The sequence below is a fragment of the Bacteroides sp. RTP31139st1_H2_RTP31139_211217 genome (genome assembly GCF_040227615.1).
GTDB classification, from domain to species: domain Bacteria; phylum Bacteroidota; class Bacteroidia; order Bacteroidales; family Bacteroidaceae; genus Bacteroides; species Bacteroides uniformis.
This window is the reverse complement of sequence record NZ_JBCNZM010000144.1, coordinates 1-12,384: the sequence shown is the minus strand read 5'-3', so window position 1 is coordinate 12,384 and position 12,384 is coordinate 1. Positions and strand designations below refer to the sequence as shown.

General features: G+C 45.5%; 13 protein-coding genes. 8 read left to right on the top strand and 5 right to left on the bottom strand.

Translation table 11 applies throughout. From position 1 onward, the window contains the following. A partial coding sequence (locus ABUA47_RS18885; RefSeq protein ID WP_349831888.1) for an alginate export family protein occupies positions 1-1,081 on the top strand: 1,081 nt, incomplete at its 5' end. Position 1,082: 1 nt separating this feature from the next. On the opposite strand, the gene ABUA47_RS18880 is transcribed toward ABUA47_RS18885, so the two are convergent. Beyond that, positions 1,083-1,772 (bottom strand): Crp/Fnr family transcriptional regulator, encoded by a 690-nt coding sequence (locus ABUA47_RS18880; protein WP_005832420.1) that lies wholly within the window; start codon positions 1,770-1,772, stop codon positions 1,083-1,085. A 52-nt stretch (positions 1,773-1,824) separates the two neighbouring features. Continuing rightward, positions 1,825-2,463 (bottom strand): Crp/Fnr family transcriptional regulator, encoded by a 639-nt coding sequence (locus ABUA47_RS18875; RefSeq protein WP_005832417.1) that lies wholly within the window; start codon positions 2,461-2,463, stop codon positions 1,825-1,827. Between the two features lie 182 nt (positions 2,464-2,645). Between ABUA47_RS18875 and hcp the strand changes: the two genes are divergently transcribed. Next, positions 2,646-4,295 (top strand): hydroxylamine reductase, encoded by a 1,650-nt coding sequence (hcp, locus tag ABUA47_RS18870; RefSeq protein ID WP_005832415.1) that lies wholly within the window; start codon positions 2,646-2,648, stop codon positions 4,293-4,295. Positions 4,296-4,330: 35 nt separating this feature from the next. On the opposite strand, the gene ABUA47_RS18865 is transcribed toward hcp, so the two are convergent. Continuing rightward, positions 4,331-5,206 (bottom strand): PfkB family carbohydrate kinase, encoded by an 876-nt coding sequence (locus ABUA47_RS18865; RefSeq protein ID WP_005832412.1) that lies wholly within the window; start codon positions 5,204-5,206, stop codon positions 4,331-4,333. A gap of 144 nt (positions 5,207-5,350) precedes the next feature. Here ABUA47_RS18865 and ABUA47_RS18860 point away from each other — a divergent pair, with 144 nt between their 5' ends. Continuing rightward, the gene (locus tag ABUA47_RS18860) at positions 5,351-6,409 is read left to right on the top strand and encodes an MBL fold metallo-hydrolase (protein ID WP_035448846.1); all 1,059 of its coding nucleotides are present in this window, start codon (positions 5,351-5,353) and stop codon (positions 6,407-6,409) included. A gap of 94 nt (positions 6,410-6,503) precedes the next feature. After that, positions 6,504-7,337 (top strand): DNA-formamidopyrimidine glycosylase family protein, encoded by an 834-nt coding sequence (locus ABUA47_RS18855; RefSeq protein ID WP_009038195.1) that lies wholly within the window; start codon positions 6,504-6,506, stop codon positions 7,335-7,337. Between the two features lie 179 nt (positions 7,338-7,516). Here the strand turns inward: ABUA47_RS18855 and ABUA47_RS18850 are convergent, their stop codons facing one another. Beyond that, positions 7,517-8,092, bottom strand: coding sequence for a DUF4251 domain-containing protein (locus ABUA47_RS18850; RefSeq protein WP_035448844.1), 576 nt, complete (start codon positions 8,090-8,092; stop codon positions 7,517-7,519). A gap of 125 nt (positions 8,093-8,217) precedes the next feature. Continuing rightward, positions 8,218-8,943: an RDD family protein gene (locus tag ABUA47_RS18845; protein WP_005832400.1), complete on the bottom strand. Its 726-nt coding sequence runs from the start codon at positions 8,941-8,943 to the stop codon at positions 8,218-8,220. A 100-nt stretch (positions 8,944-9,043) separates the two neighbouring features. On the opposite strand from ABUA47_RS18845, the gene ABUA47_RS18840 reads away from it, so the two are divergent. The 4 genes from ABUA47_RS18840 to ABUA47_RS18825 all read left to right on the top strand — a co-directional run. Beyond that, complete coding sequence (locus ABUA47_RS18840; protein ID WP_005832397.1) at positions 9,044-10,006, top strand: stage II sporulation protein M; 963 nt, start codon at positions 9,044-9,046, stop codon at positions 10,004-10,006. After that, complete coding sequence (locus tag ABUA47_RS18835) at positions 9,987-10,931, top strand: hypothetical protein (RefSeq protein ID WP_022402021.1); 945 nt, start codon at positions 9,987-9,989, stop codon at positions 10,929-10,931. Before ABUA47_RS18840 ends, ABUA47_RS18835 begins: the two co-directional genes overlap by 20 nt. 9 nt (positions 10,932-10,940) lie before the next feature. Continuing rightward, a complete protein-coding gene (locus ABUA47_RS18830) occupies positions 10,941-11,555 on the top strand; it encodes a DUF4129 domain-containing protein (protein ID WP_009038199.1) in 615 nt (204 codons plus the stop codon). Continuing rightward, positions 11,552-12,384 (top strand): DUF4350 domain-containing protein (locus tag ABUA47_RS18825; RefSeq protein WP_349831887.1); only part of this gene is annotated, 833 nt, incomplete at its 3' end. The genes ABUA47_RS18830 and ABUA47_RS18825, both read left to right, overlap by 4 nt.

The following is a 12,384-nucleotide window of genomic DNA, read 5'->3' as shown; positions in this document are numbered from 1 at the left end:
GTATAAACGTTCGGATTTGAGTATGAAGATTTCGGCCCAACATGTAGGCGTATGGGGGCAGGACCCGCAGATAGACACTAACGGGCGTTTCATTATGAACGAAGCATGGGCAAAACTCAACTTTGGTGCCGGTTTCTTTGCACAACTGGGGCGCCAGACCTTGTCTTATGACGACGAACGTATTTTGGGAGGGCTGGACTGGAATGTGGCCGGTCGCTATCACGATGCATTGAAGTTGGGCTATGCCAAGAATGCCCACCAACTGCATTTCATTCTTGCCTTCAACCAGAACAAGGAAAAGGCAAAAGGCGGTACCTATTATTATGACGGTGCACAACCTTATAAGAATATGCAGACCCTTTGGTATCATTATGCGGCGCAAACCCCCAACCTTGATGTCTCTTTGTTATTCATGAATCTGGGCCTGGAAACCGGTGATGCAGAAACAGAAACTTCCCATACCCGCTATTTGCAGACGTTCGGTACTTACGTGACTTATCAGCCGGAATCGGGAAATTGGCTACCTGTGCAGGCTGCTTTCTATTATCAGACCGGAAAGAACAAGAATGCGCAGAGTGTATCTGCCTTTATGGTAAGCGTGAAGGCTGCCTATGCCATAGACAAGCAATGGAGTGTGAGCTTGGGTTATGATTATCTGAGTGGCAGTGACGGGAAAGGTGACAAGTTCAAAGCATTCGATCCTCTTTACGGAACACATCATAAGTTCTATGGAGCGATGGACTATTTCTATGCTTCTGCTTGGCAGGGAGTAGCTCCCGGTTTGCAGGATGCCCAGTTGGGTGTCAACTTCAAGACATCCAAGCAGGTGAGTATGCAACTGAATTATCACTATTTTGCTACTGCTGCCAAGCTGGATGATGTAAAAAAGGGATTGGGTTCGGAGATGGACTATCAGCTTGACTGGAATGTGATGAAGGACGTGAAGCTTTCTGCCGGTTACTCCATTATGCGGGGTACGAAGTCTATGGACGTGGTGAAAGGCGGCGACCATAAACGCTGGCAGGATTGGGGCTGGGTATCTGTCAACATCAATCCGAGAATCTTGTTTGTAAAATGGTAGTTTAGATATACTCTTTCAGAGCTGCTTCATTCAATACCTCAATTTTCTTACCCGTCATTAGGATAATACCTTCTTTGGTCATCTTATTGATTTCCTTTGAAAGTGCCGGGCGGGTTACATTGAGGTATTCTGCCAGCTCAGATTGGGTATGCGCAATGGTGATGCTGGTAGAGTTGGAAATTCTGTTTTCAAACAGATAGACGACAAACCTTTCGCGGACTGTTTTGCGGGAAAGGGTTTTTAATCGCGAAACCGTGCAGGCATTGCAATTTCCCGTTATGCAAAGGAAGTTGTGCAGCACTTTGGGATCCTGGCTGATAAGCTTGAAGGTGGATTCTTTGGTGGCAGTGAATAGGATACAGTCTTCAATGGCAGTAAAAGTTGCCGGCAGTGTGGTGTTGCTGCCGAAGAGATGGGGAGTGGCAAAGGCCCGGGGGGCAACGATGTATTCTACCATAACTTTATTGCCCAGACCGTCTATAATATCTACACGCAATTTACCTTCCAATAGTATATATAGCTTCTTGCAGGGGGTGCCTTGCCGGGCAACTATATCTTTCTTGTCTATAGAATAGACTGAATATTCCAGTTTCTCAAGCAGCGATTGCTTGATATTATGTGGCAAATCCCTTAGTAGAGGGATTTGGAACAACAACTGTTCGTACTTTTCATCCAGTAGAATCTTTTCCATAGCTTTTTATTCTTGGACAAAGGTAAGAATAATATATAAGTGCGGACGTTTTTTATAAATACTTTTGGGCGGAGACTGCATTTATCCGCATTTCCTTCTCTTCCATTCGGATGCACCCTTCGCTTGCCAGTTCCGATAAGGCACGTGCCAGCGAGGGACGCGCCACTCCCAGTATTTGTGCCACTTCCTGCTGGTTGAGTATCGTGCCATGCATGCGTAGATAGTTCAGTATACGCGATTTCAGACTTTGTAGGGCAAAGGCATTTAGCTTTTTGGAGAGAAATAGGGTTCTGTCCGATACCAGTTGCAGAAAGTTGCGCATCACAGCGGGGTGTTGATGCAGGAATTCCAGGAAAATGTTCTTGTTTATAACGAGTATCTCACATTTCTCTTTAGCTTCGATATTTACCGGGAAGCGGTTTTCGGAGGCAAAGACAAAAGCCGGGGCAAGCAGTTGCGGGGCTTTCAGCGTTTCGATGGTGAGTTGCTTCCCCTCCGCACTGACCATTTGGGTACGCACACTGCCGTTGCACAATATGAATAGAGAACGATATGCTTCTCCCTGCATGGCAATGAAGTCAGCAGGTTTGTATTGCCTGTGTGCATGTTCGGGTGCCAGGATGAGGGATAATAACTCTTCTTCTGTTATGTCTTGGAAAGGAGGCATTTCCAATAATGTATGGATTTCCATTCTTTTTTTACTTTTTTGTGATTCGATGTAACATTCGTGACAGTTTGTGCGTTGTAGAACTCTCATCTTTGCACAAAGATAATGCAAATCGAATGCAATAGAACATAAGCCTGCTTATTTTTATTGCTGAGGTGCTGCTTATCTTATCAAAAGATTATGCAAACTTTTAAATGAATAGGAATATGGAACCAAACATGTTTTGTTATCAATGTCAGGAGACAGCCAAAGGAACCGGCTGTATATTGAAAGGTGTATGTGGAAAAGAAAGTCATACGGCTCAAGCTATGGACTTGTTACTGTTTGTAGTCAGGGGTATCTCTGTTGTTGCCGATACATTACGCAAGGCAGATTCTCCAGTCTCTGAAGAAGTGAATATTTTTGTGACGGATGCTTTGTTTTGTACTATCACGAATGCGAATTTCGATGATGAAAGCATCTTGAAACGGGTGGATAGGGGACTTGCTTTGCGTAATGGATTGATTCAAGAGGCCAAGCACAACAAAGTGTTCCTACCCCAAGTAGATGAACTGACTTGGCAGGGAACGCGTGACGACTATGCCGAGAAAGCGAAGACAGTAGGTGTTCTGCGTGAACAGAATGAAGACCTCCGTTCGTTGAAAGAATTGCTTGTCTATGGTTTGAAAGGTATGGCAGCTTATCTGGAGCATGCTATGCGCTTGGGATTCAATGATGATACAGTTCATGTTTTCATGCAGCGTGCACTGGCTACCATTGCGGTTGAGTCTCTATCGGCAGAGGAATGGGTGAAGCTGGTTCTCGAAGCTGGTGAGTTCGGAGTAAAGACAATGGCTCTACTGGATGCTGCCAATACCGGTACTTACGGTAATCCCGAAATTACAAAGGTGAATATCGGTGTGAAGAATCGTCCGGGAATTTTGATTAGCGGCCATGACTTGAAGGATATGGAAGAATTATTGAGACAGACAGAAGGTACGGGGATAGACGTCTATACACATGGTGAAATGCTGCCTGCCCACTATTATCCTGCTTTCAAGAAATATTCTCATTTTGTAGGCAACTATGGCAATGCCTGGTGGAAACAGCGTGAAGAATTCACTTCCTTCAACGGACCGATTCTGTTTACCACCAACTGCATCGTTCCTCCTTTGGCTAATGCAGTGTATAAAGAGCGTATGTTCATCACCAACTCTACCGGTTATCCGGGTTGCAAGTATATTGATAAGGATGCGGAAGGCAGGAAAGACTTCTCTGAAATCATAGAGATTGCCAAACAATGCCAGCCGCCGGTGGAGATAGAGCATGGAGAGATTATCGGTGGTTTTGCCCATAACCAGGTACTGCAACTGGCAGACAAGGTGGTAGATGCCGTGAAGACCGGAGCCATACGCCGCTTTATCGTAATGGCAGGCTGTGACGGACGTATGAAGAGCCGCGATTACTATACGGAGTTTGCCAAAGCCTTGCCGCAAGATACCGTTATCCTGACCGCAGGTTGTGCCAAATACCGCTATAATAAACTTGGTTTGGGAGACATCAACGGCATTCCCCGTGTATTGGATGCCGGACAGTGCAATGACAGTTATTCACTGGCCGTGATAGCCATGAAGCTGAAAGAAGTATTCCGGCTGAATGACATCAACGAACTTCCCATTGTCTACAACATAGCATGGTACGAACAGAAGGCGGTTATTGTATTGTTGGCATTACTGAGTCTCGGGGTGAAGGATATTCACTTAGGCCCCACATTGCCCGCTTTCCTTTCTCCGAATGTTGTGAAGGTACTGGTTGATATGTTTCATATCGCAGGTATCGGTAGTGTGGAAGATGATTTGAAAAAATTCGGATTATAAATAAAGATGGTAGGGTGTTATATCACCCTATCACTTTATCCTTTTATCACGTTATTTATCGCTTCTTCCGTTCCGCAGAATGGCCCGTGTGATTGTAGTTTTATGGTGCACATGGCGGCAGCAAAGCATCCCGCTTCCCGGTGGGATGCACCTTTGTTGCGCATATACAGATACCCCACCATATAGGTGTCTCCACATCCTGTTGCATCTGTAATCTGAAGGGCAGGATAGGCGGGGATTTCGTGAAATTCTCCTTGGGCATATATCAGCGAACCTTTATCTCCCAGGGTCAGCAGCACTTCCTTGACGCCCCAGTCTGCAATCAGCAATGCGGCTTCGTGCGGTTCACTGCATCCGGTCAGTACTTCCATTTCAGCTTCGTTGGCTTTCAGAATATGGATATACTTCAATGCTTCTTTCTTTTCCGGCCAGTCTACTGCCAGCACTTTTTCATTATCCACTTTGCGGAGAAATCCCTGCACATCTACCGAGAGGAGTCCCTTTCCGGACAAGAACTTGATGACCTCCAAAGAGAAGTCGTCGGCAAGCAGACTGCCCAAGTGGATAATCCGTGCATCGGTATCTTTCAAACCTTCCACGGTGAAAGGGTCTGCTTTTGCCGTGACACGTTGTGTACGTTCGTTTTGATTTTCTCCATAAATATTCTCGAAACAGACGGAATGTGTGCTGTGCAAGGCTTTGACGGAAATACCTTCTTTCCGAATGTCTTCCACAATGCCCATGTCAGTATCAGCCAAAGCTGTTACCAATAGAAAATCGTTAGCATTCAAGTGCTTGATGGCATGTGCGAAGTAGAAGGAGGTGCCTCCCGGCATATATATGGTATTTTTAGGGGTTACGACTTTATCTTGGGTAATATAACCGATGCAACATAGACTGTGTGTGTTCATTTCTTTGTTGGCTTTTTATTTCTTTATTGTATTGATTCCGTAAATTGGGCGCGAAGATAGTGATTTAATAACAATTCGACTATATTTGCAGCTGTAAATGTAGCTTCATTGAATATGAATTCATTAAAAACGAAAAGAGTACGTATGATAGTTGGCATTATAGTGGGTATTGTGGCTGTTGCGGTCATAGCGGGATTCGTTTTTGTCAATCAGCCGAGTTTCGGGAGGGCTCCTCAAGGAGAACGGTTGGAGAGGATAAAGAAGTCGCCTCATTACAAAGACGGAGAATTCCGGAATCTGCACAGTACGGTGATGATGACTTCCCAAAAGGGACGTTTGGGAGCTTTCTGGGGATTCTTATTTAAGAAAGAAACCGATTTGCGTCCTGAAACGGAGATTCCGGTTATAAAGACGGACCTCAGCAAGATAAGCAAGGACGAGAATGTATTGGTATGGTTCGGACATTCATCCTATTTTATCCAGGTAGACGGAAAGCGTATACTGGTAGACCCCGTATTTTGTGTGGCTTCTCCGGTTTCGTTTGTAAACAAGCCGTTCAAAGGGGCGGATGCCTACAAGCCTGCCGATATGCCGGAGATTGACTATCTGGTGATATCACATGACCATTGGGACCATCTGGATTATGAGACGGTGATGCAGCTGAAAAACCGGGTAGGCAAGGTGGTCTGTCCTTTGGGGGTAGGCGAACATTTCGAGTATTGGGGATTTGACAAATCATCCCTGGTTGAGCTAGATTGGTTTGAAGATACTGTACTGGATAAGGGATTTCTGCTTCATTGCTTGCCCGCCCGGCATTTTTCGGGCCGCTCGTTGAAGGCAAATCAGGCATTATGGGCTTCTTTCCTTATCGAAACCCCTTCGCAGAAGATTTATATGGGTGGTGATAGCGGATATGACACGCATTTTGTCGAAATAGGCAAGCAATATCCCGGCATTGACCTTGCCATATTGGAGAATGGGCAGTATAACGAAGATTGGAAATATATCCATACCATGCCCCAATATTTGGGGCAAGCGGCCAGGGACTTGAATGCGGAAAAGATTCTGACTGTTCATCATTCCAAATATGCTTTGGCTAGACACCGCTGGGACGAACCGCTGAAGAATGCCATGAATCTGAAAGAGAAAGACTCATTGAACGTGTTGATGCCTATTATAGGGGAAGTGGTCCGGTTAAAATAATGAGTGATATTGATTATAATACACCTGGCAACACGGCTATTGACGAGTTATTAACGGAAATATATATCCCTATCGAAAATAAAAGTAAGATAATATGTTAGAATTACCCGAAGTTATCACCTTGAGCAAACAAGTGAACAACGCCTTGAGCGGTAAAACAATCACGCAGGTATTTAATGCCACCAAACCGCATAAGTTTACGTTCTATAACGGTGAACCGTCGGAGTATGGTAAACTGCTCGTAGGCAAAACCATCCTTTCATCCGAAGGATATGGCATGTTTGTCAATTTCAATCTTTCGGATAATGTGATCATGAACATAGGCGACGGAGTCAGTGTCCGTTATTATAGTGCGGGAGATGAGATTCCTGCCAATTACCAGTTGTTGCTGACGTTTAATGATGATTCATTCCTTGTCTTCACGGTTGCAATGTATGGTTTTATCAATGTTTACCCTGATAGCTATATCGACAATAAGTACTATAAATTGAGTCGGGAAAGCATTTCGCCGTTGAGCGATAAATACACCGAAGCGGAATTTGAGAAACTCGTTGCCGAAGCAAAGAAGACCCTCTCTGCTAAAGCTCTATTAGCAACCAATCAGCGTATTCCCGGTGTAGGTAACGGCGTAACGCAGGATATTCTGTTCAATGCACGGATAAATCCCAAACAGAAAGTGCTATTTCTGTCGGATAATCAGAAAGAAGTTCTTTTTAATGCTCTAAAAGAAACATTGGTGGATATGACGTTCGAGGGTGGACGCGATACGCAAACAGATCTTTATGGCAACGCCGGAGGTTACAAAACCATTCTTTCTGCCAAAACATGGAAGAATCCTTGTCTCCGTTGTGGCAGTACCATCATAAAAGAGGCTTATATGGGTGGTTCGGTATATTATTGCCCAACGTGTCAACAGATAAAAGAATAAATGTCCACATTCTGTTAGCTCCCTTTATGTACGATGCAAGGAATTAATATTCTGTATAACTGTTTATTAATTCCTTGTATCGCATTCTGTTAATATCGTGTCTACACGATATTAACAGAATGCGAACACGATATGAATATCTTCTTTTCTTTATACTTTGTACGGACAAAAGGGGTGTTTTATAAAGCCCGCCCTTTGTAAACGTTTGACTGGGACAATGGAACCAGGACTCCGTTCAGCGTCAGGGTATTCGAATTGAAGTTCGGGCTGATTCTTGCCGATGCATTATTGCCGCCGTTGGTCAGTGTGATATACACTTGTGCGGATATTCCGATGCCTTGTACGCTGAAGCTGCAATTCACGTTTCCCTTTTTGTCGGTCGTGATTTTCATTTCCTTTCTGCTGCCGTCCACTGTGATGCCGCCTATTCCGTTGGGGCCTGCAAGGGCATTGTTGGCAGCTATTTGTACGGATGCGTGTTCACCGTCCATCAGAACGAAGTTTGTTGTCGATGAAACAAATGCGCTCCGTCCTCTCTTGAACACCAGCTGGTCTGCTTCCAATACAAACTTGCCCTCTTTCAATGCCTGGACGGCAATGGTATAGTTCCTTTCATTTTCCGCTTTTTCGCGTGCTTTCTGGGCTTCGCGTTGGGCTTTACGCTCTGCTTGGCGTGTTTCGCTGCTACTCTGTGCATACATCAGGGTCGATGCACTTACCAACACCAGTGTGATTAATGTAATGATTCGTTTCATAATTGTTCTTTGTTATTTAGTTAAGACCTTCTAGTTAATTAACAAATGAAAAACCAAAAAGATGCAGCTTGAATCTTAAATAAGCGTAAGACTTAACACTTCTTTGGTTTTGTTGGAAGTTCGTATTAAATTTCTTCCAAGGCATAATACTGGTAATCCCGGAGAATGGTCTGAAGAAAGTTTTCCGGGTTACTGTCATGAGGAGTGATGGAGAGAAGTTCCTGCACTTTTTTCGCAAGGGAGGCAATGCGGCGTGTACGGTCTTTCTTACCCGATTGCAGGGTCCGGGTAATGACGTTGATTTGCTCCAATGACAAGTCGGAAGCTTGTGGATAGGTAGGTCGGTAGTCTTTGGTCAGGTAGTCGAACTCATCGAGGCTGACGTGTATCTTGCGGTAATTCTTTTCCTTGATTACCATGGTGCCGGCGGCAAGGTCTCCCATTCGCTGGCTGTTTTTGGTCAAAAGGACGACCAGAAGTCCCAGACCACCGGTCACCGGTCCGTCGATAGGGAAGAGAAGCCATCGGAGCAGGTACGAGCCTATGCCGGGCGTGGAGCCGTCTGCCTTTACGACACGAATGTTCATCAGCCGCTTGCCGAAACTTTGTCCCTGGTTGAACATTTCGCAGAGAAATGCATAAAGCAAGACTGGCAGGTAGACAATGGTAAAAAAGAAAAGCATCGTGAAATCAGAGGGTAGATGAATCCGTGAAAACAAGGCCAAAGTAGAAAATACATAGAATCCGAGCAGAATATAATCTATGGCCAGTGCAATGAGCCGCTCACCGATACTGGCAGGCGTTTGACTGATGCGGACAAATTGTCCGGTGATAATTGTAGATTCTGCCATTCCTGATAAAACATTTTTAGTATTTCATTGCAAATATATCATTATTCTCTTATTTTTGTTACCTATTTCAGACAAAACTTCTCTGAAATAGTCATGGGGTATGAAAGAAGTGACGTTTATCCGGCAGAACATCGAAAAATGGAAACGAGCAGAAACAATGGTGGAGCAGGCGGAAAGTCTGTCTCCCGATGAACTTGCCGACGCATATACGGAGCTTACGGCAGATCTGGCTTTTGCCCAAACGCATTTCCCCGCTTCCCGCATCACTATCTATCTGAACAATCTTGCCTCGGCATTGCACAACCGCATTTATAGAAACAAGCGCGAGAAATGGTCAAGAATTATCACCTACTGGACCCGTGAAGTGCCTTCGGCCATGCACGATGCACGCCGTGAGCTGGTGGCTTCCTTCATTATATTTGTGGTCAGCGCATTGATAGGAGTGGTATCCGCTGCCGGAGACCCCGATTTTGTGCGTTTGATTTTAGGAAACTCCTATGTGGATATGACTTTGAACAATATCGCTAATGGTGAACCTATGGCTGTATATAACGGTTCCTCCGAGTTCCCCATGTTTCTGAGTATCACGCTGAACAATATCATGGTCTCCTTCAACTGCTTTGCCATGGGGTTGCTGACCAGTTTTGGCACCGGATACATGCTCCTTAACAATGGTATCATGATAGGGGCTTTCCAAACCTTCTTTTATCAGCACGACTTGCTTTGGGAGTCCTTCCTTGCCATTTGGCTGCACGGGACACTCGAAATCTGGGCGATTATTGTAGCCGGTGCCGCCGGTCTTGCCCTGGGCAACGGATGGCTCTTTCCCGGAACCTATTCAAGGCTGGAATCTTTCAAACGGGGAGCCAAAAAAGGACTGAAAATAGTGGTGGGTACGGTACCCGTATTCATCATGGCAGGATTTATAGAAGGATTCGTTACCCGCCATACCGAACTTCCGGATGCTTTGAGGTTCGGCTTTATTCTACTCTCTTTGTCGTTTATCTTTTTTTATTATATTTATTTACCTAACAGAAAGAAGCATGGAAGCACAGAAACCTAAAATCGCACTGTATGTACAACGTTCTTTTGGAGAGAAACTAACTGCTACCTTTGATTTTATCAAAGAGAATTGGAAGCCGTTGATGAAATTCACCACATATCTGATGTTGCCGCTTTGTCTGCTTCAGGGACTGAGCTTGAACGGGCTGATGAGCGGTACAATGGCTCTGGGTGATATGACCGGAGGCTCGTTCGACTCTTCTGTTGTCGGAGCGTCCATCATGGCACTGGTGACTTATTACAGTCTGTATGCCGTTCTCTATCTGCTAGGAACTGTCATGCTGACCTCTTTGGTCTACGCATTGGTCCGTACTTACAATGAACGGGAAAAACGCTTGGAGGGAGTGACGTTAGGGATGCTGAAGCCCTTGTTGTTCCGTAATGTCAGAAGGGTATTTCTGATAATGATTGTCGGTGTGCTTTTGGTGCTGTTTGTAGGGCTTATTGTTGGTTTTATAGCCACCGTCATTCCGTTCATGGCGATTGCGTTCTTGTTCGTTCTGCTCGTTGTGGTGGTGTCTGTGCCACTTGCTATTTGGGCTCCAGTCTATCTGTTCGAAGATATCTATATCATAGATGCCTTGAAGAAGGCCTACCGACTGGGTTTCGCTACCTGGGGAGGTATCGTACTGATTTCCATTGTTATGGGATTCATCGCCGCCATCTTGCAGGGAGTGACGATGATTCCATGGTATATCGGGACTATTGTGAAATATATCTTTGCAATGACTGATGCAGGTGGCGGTGCCACTGTATCGGCAGCCTATAGCTTTGTGCTTTATCTGCTGGCGGTGGTCCAGGCATTCGGCGTTTATATGTCCATGATTTTCTCATTGCTGGGACTGGCTTATCAATACGGTCATGCTTCGGAAAAGATAGATTATGTGATGGTGGAGAGTGATATTGACAATTTTGATAAACTCTGATAACGGACTATGAATATGGCTCCGGCTGATACACTGGTTTGTGATACTGCACAGGTTGCCGCTTGGCAGTCTGACCCGGCGTTTGCTTACAGTCGTGAGTTGATAGCTCCCGAAATTAATGTACTTGAGTGGTTCAGCAGATGGTTCGGCAAGCTGCTGGACAAGATATTCGGGAATACGTTGGTGGCAGAATATTCGGAAGTCGTATTGATATGCATTGCCGTTCTTATCCTGGTATTGGTCATTTGGTTTGTGTACAAGAAGCGTCCGGAACTGTTCATGCGTTCGCGCAAGAGTACCCTGCCCTATACAGTGGGGGAGGATACCATCTATGGAGTGGATTTTGCGGAAAGAATTGCCGATGCGCTTGCCCGGACGGATTATCGGGAGGCGGTGCGTTTGCTCTATCTGCAGACGCTGAAACAGCTCAGCGATGGAAAACGTATAGACTGGCAGTTATATAAAACGCCTACACAATATATCTATGAAGTCCGTCTGCCAGCTTTCCGCCAAATGACCAACCATTTTCTACGAGTACGTTACGGAAATTTTGAAGCGACCGAAACTTTGTTCCATGCGATGCGGGATTTGCAGAAAGAAGTGGAGAAAGGAGGGGCGGCATGAAGGGGAACCATTGGTTTATAGCCGGTATCATTGTTTTTCTGGTGTTGATGTTTGCGATAGAGTGCCGTCTGCCAAAGAAGTTTGTCTGGAACCCTACGTTCAGCCATTATGACAAGCAACCGTTCGGCTGTGCCGTGTTCGATAGCCTGCTGTCTTCATCGTTGCCGAAGGGATATTCGTTGTCGAGAAAGACTTTTTATGAACTGGAGCAGGAAGATACGACGCTCCGCCGCGGAATACTGGTTGTTACCGATAACCTGCATTTGACGGATGTAGATGTGGAGGCGATGTTGAAGATGGCGGGACGGGGAGACCGGATTATGCTGGCGGGGAGCTCTTTCAGCCGTATTTTGAAAGATACGCTGGGATTTGAGTGCAGCTATTCCTATTTCAGTCCGTCGGCTTTGAAAAAATATGCCACTGCATTGCTTTCGAAAGACAGTTTGTGCTGGGTGGGGGATTCGGCGGTTTATCCGCAGCAGACTTTCTGTTTCTATCCCCAACTTTGTCAGTCTTATTTCTTTGCAGATTCCATTTCTAGTACAGTGTTGGCGGAAAAAACTGTTACCGGAGAAGCTGCTCATCCGGTTGCCATGTCGGTTTCTTGGGGAAAAGGGGAAGTTATACTGGCTTCCACTCCCCTGCTTTTTACGAACTATGGTGTGCTGGATGGGAAGAATGCGGCTTATCTTTTTCGTATATTGTCCCAGATGGGTGGATTTCCCATTGTCCGTACCGAAGGCTATATGAAAGAAACAGCCCAGGTACAGATGTCTCCTTTTCGCTATTTCCTTTCGCAGCCGCCGCTTCGCTGGGCATTGTACTTGAG